The sequence below is a fragment of the Parahoeflea alexandrii genome, from assembly GCF_024105735.1.
Classification (GTDB): Bacteria; Pseudomonadota; Alphaproteobacteria; order Rhizobiales; family Rhizobiaceae; genus Hoeflea; species Hoeflea alexandrii.
In genome coordinates, this window is record NZ_JAAAML010000002.1 from 1,044,855 (window position 1) to 1,067,008 (window position 22,154).

Consider the following 22,154-nt stretch of genomic DNA (forward strand, 5'->3'; position numbering starts at 1 on the left):
CAGCTTCTGGCCAGCCGTCAGCTTATCCCTTGGCCGCCAGCCTGTGCGGCGCGCATCTCGGCAAGCTCTTTCCGGATTGCCTTGAGTTCTTCCAGCATGGCGCTCTGGTCGGATGCCATGGCTTCCCGGTCTGCGGTCGCCTCGGCTTCGTGCTCCTCCTGCATGGCTGACACGATGATGCCGATGAACAGGTTGAGTACCGTGAACGTGGTGCAGGCGATGAACGGTATGAAGAACGTCCAGGCCATCGGATGCACTTCCATCACCGGACGGACAATCCCCATCGACCAGCTTTCCAGCGTCATCACCTGAAACAGTGAATAGGCTGAAGCCGGAATCGAGCCGAACCAGTCCGGAAACGTGTCGCCGTAGAGTTTCGTCGCCATCACCGAGAACACGTAGAACACCAGCGTCAAGAGCAGCATGATCGATCCCATGCCCGGCAACGCGCTGACCAGTCCGCCCACAACCCGCTTGAGCGACGGCACCATGCTGATGATCCTCAGTACGCGCAGGATGCGAAGCGCGCGAAGCACCGAAAGGTTGCCGGTCGCAGGGATCAGCGCCACCCCGACCACCAGGAGGTCGAAGATCCGCCAGGGGTCGCGGAAGAAGTCGAGCCGCCAGGCGAGAAGTCGGGCCGACACCTCCACCACGAAAACACCGAGAATGACCCGGTCGAGCACAGTCAGCACCACACCGAAGCGTTGCATGACTTCGGGTACGGTCTCGAGGCCCAGCGTGATCGCGTTGATCACGATCAGCGCGGTGATGAAGGCCTCGAAGCGGCGCGACGACAAAAAGGTTTTCAACTGGTCCATGAAGCAATTCTGGGGTTTGAAGAAGCGCCACTGATATGAGGTGGCGCCCGCGGCGCGTCAAGCCGCCTTGCGGATTGATCCTGCTTGACACGGCTGCTCAACACCGCCAAGGATCACCGGCGCAGGCGGGTGTAGCTCAATGGTAGAGCAGAAGCTTCCCAAGCTTAAGACGAGGGTTCGATTCCCTTCACCCGCTCCATTCCCGGATTTTTCGCAAGGTTGTTCGCAGCTTCCGCCATGGCCGCCCATTCCGGCGCTGCGGGATGAGGGGTCTTTTCCCAAAGATGCGTATTGGAAACGAGCTGTCCCAATGCCCGCCACCCGGCGACCGACATCAGCAGCCAGTAGAGCGGTGTCAGCAGCACCCATCGGCGCTTCAGCCGGGTTCGTTCGTGCCGCGTGAAACCTCTCCATCCCATGCTGGCAAACACCAGGTAGCTGCCGGCGATGTTGATAAGGTCGATCCACATCAGGATGCGGTGCAGGTCCGAGACTGGAGAAGCCATGCCGCTTGCCAGCCAGGCCAGCGTCAATCCGATGAAGGCGAACATCAGCGGGTGCGCCAGCGCGGAGACGAGCATGCCGGCGATCATAAGCTGGAAAACCACGAATCCGGCTGGTCCAAGCGCCCTGACAGTGTGCACCGGCCGGCGCATGGCCACCAGCCAGGTCTGGGCCCAGCCCTTGAGCCAGCGTGTTCGCTGGCGTGTCCAAACCTCGAGTGTGGAGGGGGCGATTTCGACGGTTGCGCTGTTCAGCGTCCCTGTACGGTAGCCATGGGCATAGAGGCGGAGGCCGAGATCCGCGTCCTCCGTCACATTGTGCGGATCCCATCCGCCGGCAGCCTCGAGGGCAACCCTCCTGAAATGATTTGATGTCCCGCCAAGCGGGATCGGCATCCGCACCCGTGCCAGAAAGGGAATGAGCACACGAAACAGGCCGCTGTATTCGAGTGCGAACAGTCCGGAAATCCAGTTTGTACCAAGGTTTGCAATTGCCAATGGTGCCTGTACGCACCCAAGCCGGTCGTCACCCTCGGCAAAGGCCGCACAGGCTTCAAGCAACTGTCCCGGTGCTGGTTTGTCTTCCGCGTCGTAGACCGCGACCAGCGACCCGCGTGCTCCCTGCAACGCATATTGCAGGGCCTTGGGCTTGGTGCGCGGGCCGAAATCGGGAGTGAGAACGATTTCGCATTCCGGCCCGAGCTGTTGCGCCTGCAGCGCCGATATCGTTGCCGTGTCATCGATTTCGCAAACATATTTCACGTCCAGCAGGCTCTTGGGCCAGCGTAGCGCCGAGATCCGTGAGACGATGGCTGGGATCATCTCGGCTTCGTCATGCAGGGCAATGAGCACTGTATAGACCGGAAGCCGGGTCCCGGACGGCGGCTCGCAGGCGTGTGTGCGGTTCCGCCTGAAAGCGGACATCACGAGAGCGCAAAGCCTAAGCAAGATACCACCGGAGAAGAACAGCGTCAGGACGATATGCAGCACGGTAAAGGCCGCGAAAGGCCACAGCACAAGACAGGTGGCGGAAAGATAGACCGCCAGCCCCAGAAGAAACCCCTGTGAGCCGGTCATGACCCGACGGGCACTTGCGTCACGCCGGTCCTGGTCGAGTTCGAAGGTGATCCGCCTCACCCGTTCGGCTGCATCGGCCTGCCAGACAGCTTTGCGGATGGTGGCAGGTGAGGCGATGGCAAGGCTGTCGCGCAGCCCTGGCATGTCGCGCAGGCGGCTCCGGTAGTCGTCCATCTGCCGTGCTTCGGGCACGATTGCCGTGACTTGTCCGCCGGCGCGCAAAAGCCTCAGCGGTCCGTCCCGGTGCAAAAGCACGTCCATTGACGGCAGCCGGACAACTTCTTCCGGATCTATCTCATCGAGATGCGGGAGACCGAGTTCACACGCCAGCCAGCGATAGTAGAGATCGGGGTCGATCAGGCCCTCCGCCATCAGTTCCTTTTCTATGGTGGTTGCGTTGGCGCGCGCGGCTTCTGTGGCGGCTCTGACGTGAGGTTTGCCAATGCCGCATTGCAGAAAGAAGCGGGCTTCGGGGCTCGTCTCGCTCAGGGTAGGATGCAACCGGACAGGCTGTACCGGATCGTATCCGTTGCCGATCACCCCATCGGCGGTCATGTCCTCGCCGGCCTTGCCGGAAACCGGATGATCTGAGCTTTTGCTTGCTGCCATGACTCTGATACATACAAGGCTGTTGGAGTGGGATACTAAATCTATGGTAGTGAAAACGCGCATTAATGCACCCCTAATATTGCGGGGTATTTCCCGCATAATGTGCGCTTTGGTTGTTTTTCTTGCCGCGGTTTTCCCGGCCGCGAGCGCTGACGGCCTGATCGTTCCCAATTACATGGACCCGCGGGAGCGCGTTCCGCTTCCGGATCTGGCGCCTTACAGCCGTATCCGTTTCGTCACCACGGTTGATTTTCCGCCCTTCAGCTTTCTCGATCAGACCGGCCATCTTGCCGGGTTTCACATCGATCTGGCGCGCGCAATATGTGAGGAGCTGGATGTGCTGCCGCGCTGCCAGATCCAGGCCTTGCCTTGGGGTGAGCTTGAGGGTGCATTGGAAAAGGGGCAGGCCGAAGCGCTGATTTCGGGCCTGGCGATCACCGCGGAAAGCCGGTCGAAATACCGCTTCACGCGCGCTTACCTGGCCTTGCCGGCCCGGTTCGTGCTCGCAGGCGAGGCGAGTTCTGGCGAGGACAGCGCAGTGGCGCTTGGCGGCCAGCGCGTCGGGGTGCTGGAATCCACCGCACACGAGGTGATGCTGCGCGACTGGTTCTCAGAAACGAGGCCGGTCACCTTCACCCGGACGGAATGGATGTTCGATGCGCTCAAGGCCGGCAACATAGATGCCGTCTTCGGTGACGGCCTGCAATTGTCATTCTGGCTGTCCAGCCGCTCGGCGGAGAATTGTTGCCGGTTCTTAGGCGGCCCCTTTTTTTCCCAGGCGCATCTGGGGGAGGGGCTGGCGATCGCGGTACGGCCGCGCAACACGTCTCTCGCCAAGGCTTTCGACCACGCACTTGCAGCCCTGAACAGAAACGGGCGTTTCACCGAACTCTACCTGCGCTGGTTTCCCAACGGGCTTTACTGACCGGTGCGGCGATCCGGCCTTGGCCTGGGTGGAAACCGGAACGGCAGGGCCAGCGCCCAGCCAAGACCGGCGGTGCGGCTGTCGCGCCACTCCGACAGCCCGATCTCGATACCGGTGTCGCCGCGCCGTGGCGTTTGCGTGTAGGTTGAAAACAGCCGGTCCCAGATAGCCAGGTTGAATCCATAGTTCGAATCCGTTTCGCGCGGATCGGTCGAATGGTGAATCCGGTGCATGTCCGGCGTCACGATCAGGAGCCGCAGCACGGCGTCGACAGGTTTGGGCAGCCGGATATTGGCGTGATTGAACATCGCCGCGCCATTGAGAATGATCTCGAAGACCAGAACCGCAACGGGCGGCGCACCGAGCGCTATGATGACGGCCGCCTTCCAGAACATCGACAACACGATTTCAAGGGGATGAAATCGCAACGCGGTGGTCAGGTCGAACCCGGTATCGGCATGGTGCATGCGGTGGATGCGCCACAGCAATGGCCATTTGTGGCTGACCACATGCTCGAGCCAGACCGCGAAATCGAGCAGGACGAAGGCGATGATTCCCGCCGCCCAGAGCGGCACACCGAGAAGCGGAAACAGGCCGAAACCATTGGATTGCGCCCAAAGCGCGGTGCCGACTGCGGCGAGCGGAAACACGACCCTGAGCGCCACCGAGGACAGCACCACCATGGCAAGGTTGGTCATCCAGCGGCGGGATTTAAGCGCCCCGCGCATCTCGTTGCGTTCAAGCCGCGGTGCCAGCAGTTCAATGGCAGCGAGCGCGATGAAAATCGTGGAAAATGCCAGAATCCGGATCACCGGCTCGGACAGGCCGAACAGCGTCATTGTGCGCCTCCGTATCGTGTAACGGTCTCCTCATGCCACAGCCTCCGGCTTCTGGCGAAACACGATCCGGTGAAAGCCTGCGACACGTCGGCGCGGGGGCCACGGCAGGGGCCGCACTCAGGCGCTGCGAAAGCGGGCGATCGCGCCTCGTTCGATGGCGGCACAGGTCAGCTTGTCGAGACCAAGCCGGTCGCGGACCATCTGCAACAGCCGGATTTCCTCCTGCTGGATATTGTAGTCGGCGGAGGCAACCTCGACGGCCAGCGCATAGGCGGTGTCGTAAAGTTTCGGAGGCACCGCATCGCGGACGACCTCGAGCACGATGTCGAGGCCTTCAGGACCCTTGAGCAGTTCGGCTGCGGCCCGCGTGACGCCGACGAGGCGCTCCGCATCAAAGCCGTCAAACACCGGAAGGAACGTCACCAGTCGGCCGATCCGGGCCAGTTCCGCATCGTTCATGGCCTTGTCGACGGCGGACATGGTAACCATCAGATAGATCAGCGCATCATGGGTGGTAACACGTTCGGACATTGGCAGTTCGTCTCCTGAATTTTCACGATAGATAAGAGCCGCAGCCGTTTCACACAAGCCGAAAGGCGACAAAACCGTAAAAGGCCGCACCTGCCGCTCATCTGTGTCCCGGCAGCCTTGTTCCGGAACGCTGCATGGTTCCGACGGGTGATGAAGCGCTTACTGGCTTGCCCAGATGATGCGGGCGATCCAGTCGATCTCGCTGACATCGAAGCTGCGATTGGGATGGTCGGGGTTGAGTGAGATCAGTTCAACAGATTTTGGTGTCTGCCGGTTGAGCACCTTGGCCATCACCTCGCCCTCGCGCGAGCGAACCACCACCCGGTCGCCGCGGCGGATCTGTGCACCCGGCTCGACGATCAGGATGTCGCCGTCCCGGTAAAGCGGCAACATGCTGTCACCCTGCACCTCCAGCGCATAGACGCCGGGCCTTTCGGCCGGCTGCGCCGGGAAGTCCACCACATCCCATCCCTGCCCGGCCGGGAAGCCGCCATCATCGAAAAAGCCGCCGGAGCCGGCCTGCGCGAAACCCAGAAGCGGGATCGAACCGGCCTGCGGCGGAAATGCACCATCGGGAAAACTGCTTTCGGGCGTGGTCTGCCCGCCCCGCACCAGGCTCATGAAATCGTCCAGCGAGGATCCGGTGGCATCAAGAACCTTGGCGAGCGATTCAGTCGAGGGCCAGCGGTCGCGGCCGTCAGCTCCGCATCGCTTGGATTTGTTGAATGCGGTCGGGTCCAGTCCGGCGCGCCGGGCCAGTCCCGAGGCCGTCAGACCGTGGCGTTCGGCCAGCGCATCGAGCGCCGACCAGATGCGTTCATGCGAGAGCATTGTCCAAGGTTCCCGCTGTTCAGAACAAGAGCCGGACCCGCTGAAACAGACCCGTACATTACCTTTCTACATGATCGGAAGCCGAGGAGTAAACCCGGTTAGGAAAAATATCCTCCCTCCTGATCGCGGTCCGGACAGCTTGTCTGAACCTTCAGTGAGGCCGGATCGGGCTGCGCCCGGTGGTCAGCGCCTGATCGAGAAGTTCAATCCGGTCCTGACCCCAGAACGGTTCGCCATTGAGGACGTAGGTGGGCACGCCGACGGCGTCGGCGGCGATTGCGTCGCGCGAATTGCGCTCGCGAATAATGGCAATTTCGTCGGTCTTGGCATCCATGATCGCCGGCTTGGCATCCAGACCGACCTGCGACAGGTAGGAAGTCAGCACGGCTTCATCGGCGATATTGTCGTCATTGGCCCAGCAGCCGGAGAGAACCTTGCCCATGAAATAGCGCGGGTCATGGCCGGCTTCCACCAGCGCAATGATGATCTTGTCGGCAAGTGCCGCGTCCACCGGCCAGTGCAACGGCGTGGTCTTGATCGGAAGGCCGCGCCATTCGGCAAGCCGCTGCAGCTCGATCAGCCGCAGCCGTTGCCGGACCGGCGGCCGTTGGCCGGGAGGCACTGCGCCTGATACATCCCACAGGGCGGCGAGGTTCACCGGCTTGTAGTTCAGCGTGGCCTTGTGCCGCTCCGCCACCTCGCAGATCAGGTTGTGGCCGAGATAGGTAAACGGCGAGGCGCAGTAGAAATAGTAATCGATCACCGGCATTGGACAGACCTCCCTTTTTGCCGACAGTGCCGAAAGCGCGGTGTTCCGGCAAGGCTCCCTTGGCAAACTTCATTCCGCATCATGCTTTTGCCCCGGTTAATATTCTGGCTATCTTGAAGGCGCGCGTTGCATCGGGGATGCGGTTGACGGGACTGATGCTGCGCTGCGGGTATCGGCACGAGTTTAGAGCAGGAGGTTTCGCGGATGACGAGAGACACGGAGGAGTTTACCCAAGCCAACAGGTTGGCCTGGAATGCATCGGCGCCTCGCCACAGGCAGAGCGAGGAATGGCAGCGGCAGCTCTCGGGCTTCGCCGACCCATCCTTCTCCACGCTTGATTCCACTGTTTCGGCCGTGCTCGCCTCCAACAGAGTTGATGGTGCCAGCGTCGTGCAGATCGGCTGCAACAATGGCCGCGAAACCCTGTCGATGCTGGCTCTCGGCGCAACCCATGCCACCGGCATTGACCAGTCCGATGCCTTCATTTCCCAGGCCCAAGAGCTGCGGGCGGTGTCACCGTATGGTGCCCGGGCCGGCTTTGTCTGTGCCGATGTCTATGCCTTGCCCGAGGGCTTGGAAGGACGGTTCGACCTGGCCCTGATCACCATAGGCCTGCTTAACTGGATGCCGGATCTTCCGCGCTTCCTGAAAGTAGCAGCCTCGCTTCTGGTTCCCGGCGGGCGTTTGGTCATTTACGAAACCCATCCCGTGCTGGACATGTTCGAGCCCTATGCAGCCGATCCCCACACGCTGCGCTATTCCTACTTCCGCACCGAACCGTTCATCACCGAGGAAGAAATCGTCTACGACGGATCGGCAACAGGTAAGGCACCGCCCTCCTATTGGCATTTCCACACCATGGGCGACATCGTCACCGGGTGCGTCAAGGCGGGACTGCAGATCGTGGAGCTCAAGGAGTATCCGCATTCCAATCGGGAGGTTGCCTATGACATCTATCTCGGCAACGAGGCGCAACTGCCGCTGTGCTACACGCTGGTGGCAGCAAAATCCTGAAAATGAAAAACGGGCCCGAAGGCCCGTTTGAGTAATCCTTGCAGAATTGTAGCGATTACGCTGCTGCCTTGTCCTCGCGGTAGGGGTTGAACCGGCCGTAGAAGGTTTCGCCCTTCTCGGCCATCTCGACCAGAAGCTTGGGTGCCTTGAACTGCTTGCCGTATTTCCGCGCCAGCACCTTGCACATGTCGACAAAGGCTTTCGCGCCCATGGTGTCGATATAGCTCAGCGCACCGCCCGTGTAGGGCGCGAAGCCGAAGCCGAGGATGGTGCCGAGATCGGCTTCCCGCGGATCGGTGACGATACCTTCTTCCACGGTCCGTGCTGCTTCGAGCGCGATTGCCGCCAGGTAGCGGTTCTGCAGTTCCTTGACGTCAACCTTGGCAGGGTCCTGCTGCGGGTAGAGCGTCTTCAGCCCCGGCCACAGATGCTTCTTGGCGGGCTTTGCCGGGTAATCGTAAAAGCCCTTGCCGTTCTTGCGTCCCAGCCGGCCTTCCTTCTCGACCATGGTTTCGACCAGCTCCAGATGGCGCGGGTCGACGGCCTTTTCGCCCAGATCGGCGATGGTGGCGCGGACGATCTTCAGTGAAAGATCGATGGCGACCTCGTCATTGAGAGCCAGCGGCCCGACCGGCATGCCGGCCATCTTCGCGGCGTTCTCGATCATCGCCGGCGGCACGCCTTCGGCAAGCATGTTGTAGCTCTCGTTCATATAGCGCAGCACGCAGCGGTTGACGAAGAAGCCGCGTGTGTCGTTGACCACGATCGGGGTCTTCTTGATCGCGGCGACATAGTCGAGGGCCACGGCAAGCGCCTTGTCCGAAGTCTTGCGTCCGAGAATGATCTCGACCAGCATCATCTTGTCCACCGGCGAGAAGAAGTGGATGCCGATGAAGTTCTTCGGACGCTTCGAGTTCTTTGCCAGCCCAGTGATCGGCAGTGTCGAGGTGTTCGATGCATAGACCGTGGTCGGACGGATCTGCGCCTCGATCGATTCCGTCACCGCCTTCTTGACGTCGCGGTCCTCGAAAACGGCCTCGATTACCAGATCGGCGTCAGCGAGGTCTGCGTGATCGGTCGAGGTCGAGATCAGCGACAGCAGCTTCTCGCCCTCTTCCTTTGTGGTCTTGCCCTTCTGGACGCCCTTCTTGACCAGGTCCTCGGAGTAGGCCTTGCCCTTCTGCGCAGCGGCGTCGTCGCGGTCGATCAGCACCACAGGGATGCCGGCCTTGGCTGTCACGTAGGCAATGCCCGCGCCCATGAAACCGGCTCCGACGACGCCGATCTTGCGGAACTTGGTCGGCTTTATGCCCTCGGGGCGGCGCGCGCCCTTGTTGATCTCCTGCAGCGAGACGAACAGAGACCGGATCATCGACTGAGCTTCCGGCGTCTGCAGGATATAGCTGAAATAGCGCTGCTCGATCTTCAGGCCGGTGTCGATGGGGACCTGCAGGCCTTCAAAGACGCTCTGCAGGATGGCCTTCGCGGCAGGATAGTTGTCTTGGGTCTCGCGGCGAAGGATGGCAGATGCCGCCGGCCACAGCTGTGCCCCTTGCGCCGACCAGATCTGGCCGCCCGGCAGCTTGAAGCCCTTGACGTCCCACGGGGCGACCGGCGACAGGCCGTTCTTGATCATCGCCTTGGCGGCGGAAATCAGCTTCTTCGGTTCAACCACCTCGTGAACCAGGCCCATCGCCTTGGCCCGCGCCGGCGTCAGCGACTGTCCGGTGGTCATCATCTGCAGCGCGTCCTGGGCATTGGTCAGGCGTGGAACACGCTGGGTGCCGCCGGCGCCCGGAAAGATGCCGACCTTGACTTCAGGCAGGGCCATTTTCACCGAAGGCGAATCCGCCACCACACGACCATGGCAGGCCAGCGACAATTCGAATGCGCCGCCCATGCACACACCGTTGATCGCCGAGACCCACGGCTTGCCGCAGGTTTCGATCTTGCGGTAGAGCCAGCTCATCTTGCCGACCTGATCAAACAGCATCTGCTGGGCTTTTTCCGGGTTGTTGCGCTTTTCTTCCGCCATGCCGGCCAGCATGGTCTTCATCATGGTCAGGTCGGCGCCGCCCGAAAAGGTCGACTTGCCGGAGGTAAACACGACGCCCTTGACCGCGTCATCGGCGACGAAGCGGTCGACCAGCGCGTCGAGTTGCTCGAGGGCTGCCTGCGTGAACACGTTCATCGAACGGTCGGCCATGTCCCAGGTGACGAGCGCGATGCCGTCGCCGTCGACGTCTACGGTGTAAATTTCATTGCTCATGATTGTTCTCCGGGTATCAGACGCGTTCGATGATCGTCGCGGTGCCCATGCCCGCGCCGATGCACAGCGTGACAAGGGCGGTGTTGAGATCGCGGCGCTCGAGTTCGTCGAGCACGGTGCCGAGGATCATCGCGCCGGTGGCGCCCAGCGGATGGCCCATGGCAATGGCACCGCCATTGACGTTGATCTTGTCGGACGGAATGTCGAAGGCCTGCTGGAAGCGCAACACCACAGAGGCGAAAGCCTCGTTGAGCTCGAACAGGTCGATATCCTCGATCTTCATCTTGGCGCGCTTGAGCAGCTTCTCGGTGACATCGACCGGACCGGTCAGCATCAGCGCCGGATCCGAACCGATATTGGCGAAGGCCTTGATCCGGGCACGCGGCTCGAGACCCATGGTCTTGCCGCCGCGCTTCGAGCCGAGCAGCACCAGGCCGGCGCCGTCGACGATGCCCGACGAGTTGCCGGCATGGTGGACATGGTTGATGTTTTCGATTTCAGGATGCGCCTGAATGGCGACAGAGCCGAAGCCGCCCATCTCCGCCATCATGCCGAAGGAGGCATTGAGGCTGGCCAGCGCCTGCATGTCGGTGCCCGGGCGCATGTGTTCGTCGCGATCGAGAATGGTCAGGCCGTTGATGTCCTTGACCGGAACCACGGACTTCTTGAAGTAGCCCTTCTCCCAGGCATTCGCCGCACGCTTCTGGCTTTCCATCGCATAGGCGTCGACGTCATCGCGGGTGAAGCCGTACTTGGTGGCGATCAGATCGGCCGAAATCCCCTGCGGCATGAAGTAGGCCGGGATATTGACAGAAGGATCCATGAACCAGGCGCCGCCCTGGGCGCCGATGCCGATGCGCGACATCGATTCCACGCCACCGGCGATGACGATGTCGTCCGCGCCCTGGGCGATCTTGGCGGTGCCGAAATTGATCGCATCCAGGCCCGATGCGCAGAAACGGTTGATCTGGATCCCGGGCGCCTCTGTGGCGTAACCGGCTTCGAAGGTTGCAGCGCGGGCGATGTCGCCGCCGGCTTCGCCGATCGCGTCGACGCAACCCATGACGATGTCGTCGACCTTCTTGGTGTCGAGACCGTTGCGGTCGCGCAGAGCTTCGAGCATGTGCGAGGCAAGCCGCACCGATGGCACTTCGTGCAGGCTTCCGTCCTTCTTGCCGCGGCCCCGCGGGGTGCGGACGTGATCATAGACAAATACATCAACCATTGCGGTGATCTCCAGGGTTTGGTGTTCGGGTCAGGCGGTAGCCGTGGCGGGATCCTTCCCGCTCGGCATCAGGTCTTCGGGTCTCTTGTATCCGGGCAGGGCGGCGATCCGGTCCAGCCAGGCGGCAATGTTGGGATAGGTGGTCAGATCCATGCCGATCTGGTCGGGCCAGAACAGGTAGCCGCAGATCGAAAGGTCAGCGATCGTCGGATGGCCCGAAACGATGAAATCGCGTCCTTTGAGATGCGCATCGAGCACCTTCCAGGCACCTACGGCCCGGGCGTGGAAGAACTGTGTCACCGGATCGTCGGATTTTTTCTGAAACAGGCTCATGAACCGGTAGGTCGCCACATAGCTGGTCAGCTTGTGATTGTCCCACAACAGCCAGCGCAGGATTTCCCGGCGTTCGTCCTCGTTCGCGGGTCCGAAACGGTCGATTTCGCGTGACAGGTAGTCGAGGATGGCGCCGGACTGGCTCAGCACCACGTCGCCGTGAGGGGTGTGATGGGTGAGAACCGGCACCTCGCCCATGACGTTCATGCTGCGGAATTCGGGCGACCGTGTCTGCCCGGAGAAAAACGCTACCCGCCGCGGCGCCCAGTCGGCACCGCTGAGTTCGAGCATCAGCGCCACCTTGTAGGCGTTGCCGCTTTCCAGGAAGCAATCAAGCGTGAATTCGGTCATTGGCTCACAGGCTCCTTGCGATCAGCAGTTTCATGATCTCGTTGGTGCCGCCATAGATCCGCTGCACCCGCGCGTCGCGGAACATCCGGGCCACCGGATACTCGTTCATGTAGCCGTAGCCGCCATGCAGCTGAACGCACTCGTCCGCCACCTTGCACTGCAGGTCCGTGGTCAGGTATTTCGCCATCGAGGCGGTGGTCGAGCTGAGCTGCCCCTTGAGGTGCTCGCCGACGCAGTGATTGACGAACACCCGCGCCATCGTGGCTTCGGATTTCAGCTCCGCCAGCTTGAACTGGGTGTTCTGGAACTCGATCACCGCCTTGCCGAAGGCCTTGCGTTCCTTGACATAGTCTATGGTGATTGCCAGCGCCCGTTCGATCATCGAGATCGCCTGGTTGGCGATCAGCAGCCGTTCCTGCGGCAGTTCCGTCATCAGCTGGGCAAAGCCCTGGCCTTCCTCGGTTCCGAGCATGTTGGCGGTGGGAATGCGGACATCGTCGAAGAACAGCTCCGACGTGTCATTGCTCTTGAGCCCCACCTTGTCGAGATTGCGGCCGCGCCGGAACCCCTCGACCTCGTCGGTCTCGACCACCATCAGAGAGGTGCCTTTGGCGCCCTTGGTCGGATCGGTCTTGGACACGACGATGATCAAATTGGCATGCTGGCCATTGGTGATGAAGGTCTTCGAGCCGTTGATGACGTAGTGATTGCCATCCTTCTTGGCTGTCGTCTTGATGCCCTGCAGGTCCGAGCCGGCACCAGGTTCGGTCATGGCGATGGCGCCGATCATCTCGCCGGACGCCATCTTCGGCAGCCATTTCTGTTTTTGCTCTTCCGAGCCGAAATGCAGGATGTAGGGCGCGACGATGGCATTGTGCAGCGCTATGCCGAAGCCGTCGGTTCCCGTGCGCCCCAGCGCTTCGATAATGGCCGCCTCGTGGGCGTAGGTGCCGCCCGAGCCGCCGTACTCTTCCGGCATGGAAGCGCAGAGCAGGCCGGCCGCGCCTGCGCCTTCCCAGGCGCTGCGATCGACCATTTCCTGTTTCTCATAACGGTCGTAATGCGGAACCACTTCCGCTTCCAGCCAGCGGCTGGCCATGTCCTCGAGCATGGCAACGTCGTCTTCCATCCAGTCCGGACGGGGTACGCCAAGCACTTCCGATGGCAATGTCGCCATGTCTTCCTCCCAGAATTCCCGGCGGGCGCAGGGCGCCCGCCATTTTCTCGACCAGACGGTGCGCGGTGCTCAGAAAGCGTCCGCGGCCAGTTCCATCATGGTGTCCGCTCCGGTTTCGATGCGGGCCTTGCGCATCGAAGTCTCGGGCATGATCCGTTCCATGTAGAACTTGCCGACGAGCAGCTTGGAGGCGAGGAACTCGTCCTTGCCGTCCGCACCGGACGCGCGTTTGTCAACGGCAGCCTTGGCCATAAGCGCCCACATGTAACCAAGCGCCACAAGCCCGAAGAGGTGCATGTAGTCGGTCGAGGCGGCACCAGCATTGTCAGGCTTCGCCATCGCGTTCTGCATCAGCCACATGGTCGAGGCCTGCAGGTCGTTGAGACCCTTCTTCAGGCCCTTGGTGTAGAGCGCCAGTTCTTCGTTGTTGCGGTTCTCCTCGCAGAAATCGCCGACTTCCTTGAAGAACGCCATCACAGCGCGACCACCGTTCTGGCCAAGCTTGCGGCCGACCAGATCAAGCGCCTGAATACCGTTGGCGCCTTCATAGATCATGGCGATGCGGGCATCGCGGACATACTGGCTCATGCCCCATTCTTCGATGTAGCCATGGCCGCCGAACATCTGCTGCGCCATCACAGCGTGGTCAAAACCCTTGTCGGTGAGAACGCCCTTGACCACCGGCGTGACCAGGGTCAGCAGGTCGTCGGCCTGTTGCCGGTCGGCTTCGACTTCGGATTTGTGCGCGACGTCTGATTTCAGCGCGGTCCACAGCATGAAGGCGCGGCCGGCCTCGTTGAAGGCGCGGATCGTCATCAGCGTGCGCCGCACGTCCGGATGGACGATGATCGGATCGGCCTTCTTCTCAGGCTCCTTGGCGCCCGACAGAGAGCGGCCCTGCAGCCTTTCGCGGGCGTAGGCCACCGCGTTCTGATAGGCGATTTCGCCCATCGCCTGGCCCTGCAGGCCAACGCCGAGGCGAGCTTCGTTCATCATCACGAACATGGCCTTGAGGCCGGCATTCTCGGTGCCGATCAGGTAGCCGGTTGCCTCGTCGTAATTCATTACGCAGGTGGCATTGCCGTGAATGCCCATCTTCTCTTCCAGCGAGCCGCACGAGACCGGGTTGCGGTCGCCCAGCGCGCCGTCGTCACCGACCATGAACTTCGGCACGATGAACAGCGAGATGCCCTTCACCCCTTCCGGCGCGCCCTCGATACGGGCAAGCACCAGGTGGATGATGTTTTCGGACATGTCGTGTTCGCCGGCCGAGATGAAGATCTTCTGGCCGGAAATCTTGTAGCTGCCGTCAGCCTGCGGCACCGCCTTGGTGCGCAGCAGTCCCAGATCGGTGCCGCAATGCGGCTCGGTCAGGTTCATGGTGCCGGTCCAGGTGCCCTCGATCATCTTCGGCAGGTACTTGGCCTTCTGCTCGTCCGAGCCGTGCTCGTGGATCGCGGCAACCGCGCCCTGTGTGAGGCCGGGATACATCATGAACGACAGGTTCGCCGAGGACATGTACTCGCCGACCGCGACATGCAAAGCATAAGGCAGACCCTGGCCGCCGAATTCAACCGGTGCCGCCAGTCCGAGCCAGCCACCCTCGCGATACTGCTTGTAGGCTTCCTTGAAGCCCTTTGGCGTGGTCACCGTGGCGTCGTCGTGCCGGGTGCAGCCTTCCTGATCGCCGACCTGATTGAGCGGCAGCATCACCTCTTCGGAAATGCGCGCGCCCTCCTGAAGGATGGCCTCGACAATGTCCGGGCTCGCATCGGCGAACCCCGGCAGGTTCATGTAGCGCTCATATCCGAGCACGTCGTTGAGAATGAAAAGCGTGTCGTCGACCGGTGCCTTGAAGACTGGCATGGATCCTCATCCCTTGTAGTTGCGTCGCCGCAGGCACGATAGCCCGGCGATCCTCGTCCAGCTGCTTACTAAACTTTGACGTTTGCGTAAACGTAAAAAATGGAGCTGATTACGTCCTCGATCTCATCTTGATCCCAAAACTATGCAAAAACCAGTGTTTTTTGACCGGAGAGACGACAAAAAAGTCGAAATTCAGTTAGCTGTCGGATCAGAATCTAGTCATCATCTGTGGCTGCAACAAGGCCTGCAGCGCCGCGGCGAACCGGTATGCCGGGCGGCGCCCAACAAAAAACCCGCCTTTTGAGCGGGTTACATGAAAAAGGCTGATGGTTGCGAGTTCAGGGGCCATCTGATTCGGCCAGCATTTCCCGAACCACGGAAATGGTGCGCTCGAGTTCCTCGATGGCCGTGTTGATGGTCGCGCGCTGTTCTTCCAGCACCCGCATTTGCGCTTCCCCCTTCGACAGGGCAACCTTGAGCTGGGTGACATTCTTGCCGCGCGGGTCATAAAGGTCGATCATACGCTTGACTTCGGTCAGCGAGAAGCCGACCCGCTTGCCCAGGAGAATGAGCTTCAGGCGAGCCCGGTCGCGTTTGGAAAAAAGCCGTGTGACTCCGACCCGTGTCGGCTTGAGCAGGCCCTTGTCTTCGTAAAATCGCAGGGTACGCAGCGTGACGCCGAATTCCTCGGCCAGATCGCCAATCCTGTAGACCGCTTCATCGTGGTCCGCGCTGGTGTCTGTCATGGTGTTCATCGTTGGCCTGGGCCGCCATTTCTCTGTTTTCCGAAAAGCTCGATCGCGGTGTGACATTATACCTTACGCCACGTCAAGTCGCCCGGATTTCAGCTTCGTTCGCGAAAGAAAAGTAACCTTGGTTAACGGGTTGTTTACCACGTTTCGCAGAATGTGTGGGCGAAGAGCAGTAAGCCCGGATTCATTGTATCTTGTTTTTGCCGGTTTGAAGTCTGGCTTTTCGGCGTCGGCGATGTTCGCGGGTTGGCCGAAGAGCGAAATGGATGTGCTGCGGACGGGGGTGGAGCGGCAAGCTCCGGTCAACAACGCGAAGCGGAAGCAAAAATGAACGGATCGCGATCTCATTCAAACAGGCAAGGAACGGGCGGCTCCTCGCTGGATTCGCTCAACCGTACGATCGAGAGCCTGGAAGCGCGAATTGAATCGATGATGGGCCGCAGCGCAACTGCCGCGCCTGGCCGCTATCCGGCCGCGACACAGCCACAAGCCCCAGCGGCGAGGGTCAAGCCCTCCGGTCTTGGTGATGGATTGCTGGACGATATCCGCGCCCGCCAGCGCGCCCTTGAGCAGGCACAGCACGGAAAGTCCGCGCAGGGCGTCAAAGCACACTCCAGCCGCGACAATCAGGGACGTCAATCCACCAGAAAGACCGCAATGGTGGACCCGGTTTCAGCCGTGCCCCAGGCTTCGCAACCGGACCTCGGCGAGCAGCTTATCACTGAAATGGCAGCGCTTCGCCGCGAGATGGGCGAACTGCGCAGGGAAGCCCGCGAGCAGTCGCTGCCCAAGGAACTGCGCCGCGACCTGGCCGGTATCTCGGCTTCGATAGATGCGCTCGGCGCGCAGGATGGCGGCGCCGATGCCCTCAGGCTCGAGCTCGATTCCATGCGCGAGATGGTCGATCGTCTCGCCCGGGAGGAGAGTGTTCGCGCACTTGAAAACCGTTGGCAGTCCATGGAAGAGCAGGTCGCCGGTCTCGACGTGGCCGCACTGCGCGAAGAGCTCGTCAATCTTGCCTACCGTGTCGACGAGATCCGCGAATTCCTTGCAACCATGCCCGAATCCGGTCAGGGGCAGGTGATCGAGAACAAGATCGCCGAACTGTCACAGACGATCGAGGCGATGTCACGCCAGTCGGTTACCGCGGGACCGGATTTCCCGGAGCAGTTCGAGCTTCTCGGCGCCCGTCTTGATGAGATCACCCGTGCAATTGCGGCACTGCCCGCACCCGGTTCGGCTGCCGCCAGCAATGCTCCCTTCGAACGCCTCGAGGCCCGGCTGGCTTCTGTTGCCCAGAAGATCGACGAACTCGAGCCCTCCGCCGTCGAAAACCAGATCGGCAGCCGCATCGAACATCTTTCATCCCGGATCGCCCAGCTGGCCGACGAGGAGGCCATTGCCCGGCTCGATGCCAGGATCGAACATCTGCAGTCCTATCTCGAAAACGGCGCCCGCCAAGACCGTATGCCCGAGCTTGAGGATTATCTCAGTGACATCACCGGCAAGATCGAAGCCCTCGACGCGCGCGGCGTGGATGACGCGCTGATTGCCCGGCTCGACCACCTGGCTCACCAGATTGAAGGCCTGTCGGTACCACAGCCGCAGACCGGCACCGTTCCCGAAGCCGTAATCGGCCGGCTTGAAGCCCTCATCGGCCGGGCCGAGGCCACGGTTTCCCGCAGCGTCGACCCGCTGCCCGGTCTTGAAACCCTCGATGCCCGCCTTTCAGAGATTGCCGCCAGGTTGCAGCAGGCCGAAGTCTCGGCTGCCGGTCACGCCATGCAGCCGGTAAGCGGACTTGAAAATGTCGAAGCTCAGCTGGCCGAGATTTCGGCCCGGCTCGACAGACCCTATGTCGATCAGGCACCGATGATGATGCCCGGGATGGAGAGCCTGGAAGCCAGGCTTGCCGACATTGCCGATCGGCTCGACATGTCGAGCACCGGTCAGGCCGGCCCCAGCGATGAGGCCATGCGCGGTCTTGAGGACCAGATTGCCAATCTCTCGCGGTTGATCAGTTCCGCACCTTCGGCAGCCGGAACCGAGGCCTTCGACGAGCGTCTGGCCTCGATCGAGGAGCATCTGGCAACCAGCGACGAGTTTGTCGTCGAAGCGGCCCGCCAGGCCGCCGAAGCTGCCCTGTCTGCCTATTCAGGGCAGATGGGCAGCGCGCCTTCGCCGCAGTCAATTGCCAACATGGAGGTTATTACGGCGCTCGCCGACGACCTCAAGGCTCTCGAAGGGCTCAGCCGCAAGACCGAGGACAGGACCACCCGCGCGTTCGAGGCGGTCCAGGAAACCATGATGAAGATCGCCGAACGTCTGGAGCGCCTCGGTGCGCCAGCGCCGGGGCTCCATCAGGGCGCCTCGCATGACGAGCCTGCCAGCCGCGCAGCGTTCGGTACCGCTATGCCGCAGGCCTCTGCCCAGTCCCTCGAGGATGTGATGGAGCTGGCAGGCGAACATGAGGATGCATTGTCCGAGATGGACGGCTCCGAGGCGGAGATGAAGCCGCACGCGGCCCGCTCGCCATCCGAAGCGGCTGCCCTGGCGGCGGCCTATGCAAAGAGCCAGGAGGCTGAAGCCGGCGACGACGAAATGCCCGAAACCGGCAAGACCGGTGACAAGTCGTTCCTCTCAGGATTGGCGGCCCGCATCCGGCCAGGCCGGGATGCGTCGAAGGCACAGGCCGAACCCCAGTTCACCGAAAACGATACTCCGCCGCTCGATCCGTCGATGGAAATGGATGCGGAAACCGCCAACATGCCGCTTGAGCCGGGATCGGGCGCGCCCGACATCAACCGCATCCTGCAGAAGGTACGTGAGGCCCAGGCCGCGGAACGTCAGCGTGGCGGTGGCCCCGCCGACACTGGTTCGGAAAAGACCGAATTTCTCGCATCCGCTCGTCGCGCTGCCATGGCGGCTGCCGCGGAGGTCGAAACCATCGGCAAGGGCCGCAAGAGCGGTGGCGGCGGAATGCTTGAGGTGCTCAAGTCGAAACGCCGGCCGATCCTGATGGCGGCCGGCGCGATCCTGCTGGCCATCATGACCGTTCCGCTGGTCTCGGGCCTGCTCTCGGGCGGCAACGAGGAAACAGCCAATGTCGAGCCAGCAATTGTCGAGCCCGCAGAAACGACCGATCAGACTGCCTTGAGTGGAGATGTTTCCGACATGGTGGCGGGTGCCGAGGCCGAACAGCCAGTGGTCGAAACCCGCTTGCCCGAGGTCCGGGTGATCGAGCCCGGTACCGATACACCCTCGCAGATGACCGAGATGGCGCCGCAATCGACATCGCCCGAGGCCACGGCGGCAATCACACCGGTCGAGCAGGCAGCGCCGGCGGGCGACGAGGTTCTGACCGCGGCATTGGATGGCCTGCCCCAGGATGCGGCAACAGGAGCGCTCAAGGCTGCTGCGGCTGCGGGCAATCCGCTGGCTTTCTATGAAATCGGCGCACGCTTCACCGAAGGACGCGGTGTTCCTGTCGACCTGAAGTCGGCGGCAAGCTGGTATCAGCGTGCGGCTGATCTCGGTCATGCCCCGTCGCAGTACCGTATTGCCAATTTCTACGAGAAAGGGAGCGGCCTGGAGCGTGACCTCGACGCTGCCAAGAAGTGGTACCAGCTGGCCGCCGAGCAGGGCAATGCCAGCGCCATGCACAATCTCGCGGTTCTCTACGCCACAGCCGGTCAGGTTCCGGACTACGAGAATGCCGCCGCGTGGTTCGAGCGCGCTGCCGAAGTCGGCGTGCGCGACAGCCAGGTAAACCTCGCCATCCTCTACGCCCGTGGCGACGGTGTGACCCGTGACCTTGAGAAATCCTACAAATGGTTCGCGATCGCGGCCAATGACGGAGACAAGGACGCCGCGGTCAAGCGTGACGAGGTGTTCAACGCACTTCGGCCGGAACAGGCCGAGGCGGCTCGCGCCGCAGTCGCCAACTGGACGGCCGAGCCGATCAATGCCGATGCCAATGAAGTCGAGGTTCCCGCCTCGTGGCAGGGTGCTTCCACCGAGACCGCTTCGGTGGACATGAGCAAGGCGATCCGCAACATTCAGGCGATCCTCAACAACAACGGGTTCGATGCCGGACCACCCGATGGCGTGATGGGCAAGAAGACCGTTTCCGCGATCAAGGAATTCCAGGCCTCGATCGGCATGGCCGCCACCGGCGAAATCGACGACCGGCTGGTTCAGGAGCTGCTCGCGCGCAACGGTTGATCCCGCTGCTCCGCAAGCAACGCCTGTGGCCGCCCTGAGGCAGCATTGGCGGACAAGACAGTTGGCTGCCAGAAGCCGTTGTTCAAGGGCTTGTTGTCACATTTGGGACCTTGTTTTGGGGACGCGCAGACCGGTTGCCGCAGACGATGTAAAATATACAGGTAACTGCGGTAAAACCTTGCCGCGATGACCTTATCCGATTTGACTCGCACCGTCGAAACGCGCAAAACCGTATTGTCGGGGCTACCCGGTCGCAACCTTTTTTCCCGTCATTGACGCCCGGGGGCGCAAGGTGACTATCTACCTGCCGATCGCAGAATTGTCGGTCAATATCTTCGTCATCCTCGGGATGGGCGCGGCAGTGGGTTTCCTGTCCGGTATGTTTGGCGTGGGCGGCGGCTTTCTGATCACGCCGCTTCTGATCTTCTACAACATCCCGCCCGCGGTTGCGGTCGCCACCGGCGCGAACCAGGTTGTCGCTTCTTCGGTTTCGGGCGCGCTGGCGCATTTCCGCCGCGGCACGCTTGATATCAAGCTCGGACTTGTCCTGCTTGTCGGCGGTCTCGCCGGCGCCACGGTCGGTATTCAGATCTTCTCCATGCTGCGCCGCCTGGGTCAGCTCGATCTGATCATCTCGCTGCTGTATGTCGTGTTTCTGGGGTCGGTTGGCGGATTGATGCTGTGGGAGAGCGTCAACTCGCTGCGCCGCGCCGCCAACAACAAGCCTGTGTCGCTGCGCAAGCCCGGCCAGCACAATTGGGTGCATCGGCTGCCCTTCAAGATGCGGTTCAAGCGTTCGAAGCTCTATCTCAGCGTTATCCCGGTCATCCTGCTCGGTTTCGCCATCGGCATCCTGACCTCGGTGATGGGCGTCGGCGGCGGCTTCATCATGGTTCCGGCCATGATCTATCTGCTGCGCATCCCCACCAGCGTGGTCATTGGAACATCGCTGTTCCAGATCATCTTCGTCACCGCCTTCACCACGGTGGTTCAGGCGACGACCAACTATTCGGTCGACATCGTTCTCGCCTGGCTGTTGATGGTCGCGGGCGTTATCGGCGCGCAATATGGTGTCCGCGTCGGTCAGAAGATGCGTGGCGAGCAGCTGCGCGCAGGCCTTGCACTGCTCGTCCTCGCGGTTGGCATCCGGCTTGGTTTCGGCCTGGTGTTGCCACCCGATGAAATCTACTCCGTGGTCAGCGGGAGTTTCGGGTTCTGATGCGGTACGCAGCCTTCCTCTTCGGTGTGTTCCTGCTGGCGGCTCTCCCCGCCGCGGCCCAGCTTGTTGATCCCACAGTCACCATCAACGACAAGTTCTCGGAACGGATCGATATCGGGATCTCCACCAACGAGATCGCCATCACTTCGGATTTCTCCGGTGCGGACATCACCGTGTTCGGGGCCATCGACGGCGCCGACGAACTGCTGCTGGCCACATTCGCCTATGATGTGGTTGTGGCGCTGGAAGGTCCGCGCAAACCCACCACCGTCAGGCGCAAGGAGCGCGTTGCCGGGATCTGGATCAACCGTCACTCGATCCAGTTCGGGCCGATTCCTGCCTCCTATTCGATGTCGAGCACCCGGCCGCTGGCCGATATCGCCAACCTGATGGAGCTTGCCTCCCGCGACATCGGCATCAACAACATCCGCCTCGTTCCCACCGGCAGCATCGGCGACGGATCCCGCCTGACCGAGTTTCGCGACGCGCTGCGCCGCATAAAGCAGGTCGGGGGGCTGTACCAGCGTGATCCGACCGGCGTGCAGTTCATCTCCAAGGCCCTGTTCCGGGCCACCGTCCGGCTTCCGGCAAACATCCCTGTCGGCCAGCACACGGTTCGTGCGGTTCTCTACAAGAACAGCCAGTTCGTCATGGAAAAAGAGATCCCGCTCCGCGTGGTCAAGACTGGCCTCGAGCAGTTCATCTACAATTTTGCCCATGTCTATTCACTGGCCTACGGCATCGTCGCGGTGCTTCTCGCAACGCTGACCGGATGGCTGGGCAGCGTCATCTTCCGCAAGGACTGATCATCAGCATATC

Annotated in this window: 18 protein-coding genes and 1 tRNA gene; 7 read left to right on the plus strand and 12 right to left on the minus strand. The window is 61.7% G+C overall.

Annotated elements, in window-relative coordinates; translation table 11 throughout:
* Positions 1–17: 17 nt before the first annotated feature.
* On the minus strand, positions 18–821 hold the full coding sequence (locus GTW23_RS14565; protein WP_152010275.1) for an ion transporter: 804 nt from the start codon (positions 819–821) through the stop codon (positions 18–20).
* Between the two features lie 125 nt (positions 822–946).
* Between GTW23_RS14565 and GTW23_RS14570 the strand changes: the two genes are divergently transcribed.
* Positions 947–1,020, plus strand: a tRNA-Gly gene (locus tag GTW23_RS14570).
* On the opposite strand, the gene GTW23_RS14575 is transcribed toward GTW23_RS14570, so the two are convergent.
* Positions 986–3,010: a glycosyltransferase family 2 protein gene (locus GTW23_RS14575; protein ID WP_252916257.1), complete on the minus strand. Its 2,025-nt coding sequence runs from the start codon at positions 3,008–3,010 to the stop codon at positions 986–988. The two genes, GTW23_RS14570 and GTW23_RS14575, sit on opposite strands and share 35 nt — an antisense overlap.
* A gap of 100 nt (positions 3,011–3,110) precedes the next feature.
* Between GTW23_RS14575 and GTW23_RS14580 the strand changes: the two genes are divergently transcribed.
* Entirely contained in the window at positions 3,111–3,935 is an 825-nt protein-coding gene (locus GTW23_RS14580; protein ID WP_252916258.1) for a transporter substrate-binding domain-containing protein, read from the plus strand.
* On the opposite strand, the gene GTW23_RS14585 is transcribed toward GTW23_RS14580, so the two are convergent.
* From GTW23_RS14585 to GTW23_RS14600, 4 genes are all read right to left on the minus strand, one after another.
* On the minus strand, positions 3,929–4,774 hold the full coding sequence (locus GTW23_RS14585; protein WP_252916259.1) for a sterol desaturase family protein: 846 nt from the start codon (positions 4,772–4,774) through the stop codon (positions 3,929–3,931). The two genes, GTW23_RS14580 and GTW23_RS14585, sit on opposite strands and share 7 nt — an antisense overlap.
* 117 nt (positions 4,775–4,891) lie before the next feature.
* Positions 4,892–5,305: a tellurite resistance TerB family protein gene (locus GTW23_RS14590; protein WP_152010271.1), complete on the minus strand. Its 414-nt coding sequence runs from the start codon at positions 5,303–5,305 to the stop codon at positions 4,892–4,894.
* Between the two features lie 159 nt (positions 5,306–5,464).
* On the minus strand, positions 5,465–6,136 hold the full coding sequence (locus tag GTW23_RS14595) for a S24 family peptidase (RefSeq protein ID WP_252916260.1): 672 nt from the start codon (positions 6,134–6,136) through the stop codon (positions 5,465–5,467).
* A gap of 151 nt (positions 6,137–6,287) precedes the next feature.
* Complete coding sequence (locus GTW23_RS14600) at positions 6,288–6,905, minus strand: 2-hydroxychromene-2-carboxylate isomerase (RefSeq protein ID WP_152010269.1); 618 nt, start codon at positions 6,903–6,905, stop codon at positions 6,288–6,290.
* Between the two features lie 204 nt (positions 6,906–7,109).
* Here GTW23_RS14600 and GTW23_RS14605 point away from each other — a divergent pair, with 204 nt between their 5' ends.
* On the plus strand, positions 7,110–7,919 hold the full coding sequence (locus GTW23_RS14605; RefSeq protein ID WP_252916261.1) for a class I SAM-dependent methyltransferase: 810 nt from the start codon (positions 7,110–7,112) through the stop codon (positions 7,917–7,919).
* Between the two features lie 55 nt (positions 7,920–7,974).
* Here GTW23_RS14605 and GTW23_RS14610 read toward each other — a convergent pair whose 3' ends face one another.
* The 6 genes from GTW23_RS14610 to GTW23_RS14635 all read right to left on the minus strand — a co-directional run bounded on the left by GTW23_RS14610 (position 7,975) and on the right by GTW23_RS14635 (position 15,886).
* A complete protein-coding gene (locus tag GTW23_RS14610) occupies positions 7,975–10,188 on the minus strand; it encodes a 3-hydroxyacyl-CoA dehydrogenase NAD-binding domain-containing protein (RefSeq protein WP_252916262.1) in 2,214 nt (737 codons plus the stop codon).
* 16 nt (positions 10,189–10,204) lie between these two features.
* Positions 10,205–11,413 carry an acetyl-CoA C-acetyltransferase gene (locus GTW23_RS14615; protein WP_252916263.1) on the minus strand — a complete coding sequence of 403 codons (1,209 nt, stop codon included), beginning with the start codon at positions 11,411–11,413 and terminating at the stop codon, positions 10,205–10,207.
* A gap of 30 nt (positions 11,414–11,443) precedes the next feature.
* Positions 11,444–12,097, minus strand: coding sequence for a glutathione S-transferase family protein (locus GTW23_RS14620; protein WP_252916264.1), 654 nt, complete (start codon positions 12,095–12,097; stop codon positions 11,444–11,446).
* Between the two features lie 4 nt (positions 12,098–12,101).
* Positions 12,102–13,274, minus strand: coding sequence for an acyl-CoA dehydrogenase family protein (locus tag GTW23_RS14625; RefSeq protein ID WP_252916265.1), 1,173 nt, complete (start codon positions 13,272–13,274; stop codon positions 12,102–12,104).
* A gap of 69 nt (positions 13,275–13,343) precedes the next feature.
* Entirely contained in the window at positions 13,344–15,140 is a 1,797-nt protein-coding gene (locus tag GTW23_RS14630) for an acyl-CoA dehydrogenase C-terminal domain-containing protein (protein ID WP_252916266.1), read from the minus strand.
* Between the two features lie 338 nt (positions 15,141–15,478).
* On the minus strand, positions 15,479–15,886 hold the full coding sequence (locus GTW23_RS14635; RefSeq protein WP_152010262.1) for a MerR family transcriptional regulator: 408 nt from the start codon (positions 15,884–15,886) through the stop codon (positions 15,479–15,481).
* On the opposite strand from GTW23_RS14635, the gene GTW23_RS14640 reads away from it, so the two are divergent.
* The 4 genes from GTW23_RS14640 to GTW23_RS14655 all read left to right on the plus strand — a co-directional run bounded on the left by GTW23_RS14640 (position 15,885) and on the right by GTW23_RS14655 (position 22,141).
* Positions 15,885–16,223 carry a hypothetical protein gene (locus tag GTW23_RS14640; RefSeq protein ID WP_152010261.1) on the plus strand — a complete coding sequence of 113 codons (339 nt, stop codon included), beginning with the start codon at positions 15,885–15,887 and terminating at the stop codon, positions 16,221–16,223. The two genes, GTW23_RS14635 and GTW23_RS14640, sit on opposite strands and share 2 nt — an antisense overlap.
* Positions 16,220–20,116, plus strand: a complete 3,897-nt coding sequence (locus GTW23_RS14645) for a peptidoglycan-binding protein (RefSeq protein WP_252916267.1) — start codon at positions 16,220–16,222, stop codon at positions 20,114–20,116. The genes GTW23_RS14640 and GTW23_RS14645 overlap by 4 nt, the downstream gene beginning before the upstream one ends.
* A 292-nt stretch (positions 20,117–20,408) precedes the next feature.
* Entirely contained in the window at positions 20,409–21,335 is a 927-nt protein-coding gene (locus GTW23_RS14650) for a sulfite exporter TauE/SafE family protein (protein ID WP_152010259.1), read from the plus strand.
* Entirely contained in the window at positions 21,335–22,141 is an 807-nt protein-coding gene (locus GTW23_RS14655; protein ID WP_252916268.1) for a TIGR02186 family protein, read from the plus strand. Before GTW23_RS14650 ends, GTW23_RS14655 begins: the two co-directional genes overlap by 1 nt.
* Positions 22,142–22,154 lie beyond the last annotated feature (13 nt).

Bases quoted from the DNA above. Each gene is read 5' to 3' on its own strand.
- GTW23_RS14600 (WP_152010269.1), bottom strand. From the start codon at position 6,905: ATGCCGGTGATCGATTACTATTTCTACTGCGCCTCGCCGTTTACCTAT.
- GTW23_RS14620 (WP_252916264.1), bottom strand. From the start codon at position 12,097: ATGACCGAATTCACGCTTGATTGCTTCCTGGAAAGCGGCAACGCCTAC.
- GTW23_RS14625 (WP_252916265.1), bottom strand. From the start codon at position 13,274: ATGGCGACATTGCCATCGGAAGTGCTTGGCGTACCCCGTCCGGACTGG.
- GTW23_RS14565 (WP_152010275.1), bottom strand. From the start codon at position 821: ATGGACCAGTTGAAAACCTTTTTGTCGTCGCGCCGCTTCGAGGCCTTC.
- GTW23_RS14585 (WP_252916259.1), bottom strand. From the start codon at position 4,774: ATGACGCTGTTCGGCCTGTCCGAGCCGGTGATCCGGATTCTGGCATTT.
- GTW23_RS14635 (WP_152010262.1), bottom strand. From the start codon at position 15,886: ATGACAGACACCAGCGCGGACCACGATGAAGCGGTCTACAGGATTGGC.
- GTW23_RS14590 (WP_152010271.1), bottom strand. From the start codon at position 5,305: ATGTCCGAACGTGTTACCACCCATGATGCGCTGATCTATCTGATGGTT.
- GTW23_RS14640 (WP_152010261.1), top strand. From the start codon at position 15,885: ATGGTGTTCATCGTTGGCCTGGGCCGCCATTTCTCTGTTTTCCGAAAA.
- GTW23_RS14615 (WP_252916263.1), bottom strand. From the start codon at position 11,413: ATGGTTGATGTATTTGTCTATGATCACGTCCGCACCCCGCGGGGCCGC.
- GTW23_RS14580 (WP_252916258.1), top strand. From the start codon at position 3,111: ATGTGCGCTTTGGTTGTTTTTCTTGCCGCGGTTTTCCCGGCCGCGAGC.
- GTW23_RS14655 (WP_252916268.1), top strand. From the start codon at position 21,335: ATGCGGTACGCAGCCTTCCTCTTCGGTGTGTTCCTGCTGGCGGCTCTC.
- GTW23_RS14610 (WP_252916262.1), bottom strand. From the start codon at position 10,188: ATGAGCAATGAAATTTACACCGTAGACGTCGACGGCGACGGCATCGCG.
- GTW23_RS14630 (WP_252916266.1), bottom strand. From the start codon at position 15,140: ATGCCAGTCTTCAAGGCACCGGTCGACGACACGCTTTTCATTCTCAAC.
- GTW23_RS14605 (WP_252916261.1), top strand. From the start codon at position 7,110: ATGACGAGAGACACGGAGGAGTTTACCCAAGCCAACAGGTTGGCCTGG.
- GTW23_RS14575 (WP_252916257.1), bottom strand. From the start codon at position 3,010: ATGGCAGCAAGCAAAAGCTCAGATCATCCGGTTTCCGGCAAGGCCGGC.
- GTW23_RS14595 (WP_252916260.1), bottom strand. From the start codon at position 6,136: ATGCTCTCGCATGAACGCATCTGGTCGGCGCTCGATGCGCTGGCCGAA.
- GTW23_RS14645 (WP_252916267.1), top strand. From the start codon at position 16,220: ATGAACGGATCGCGATCTCATTCAAACAGGCAAGGAACGGGCGGCTCC.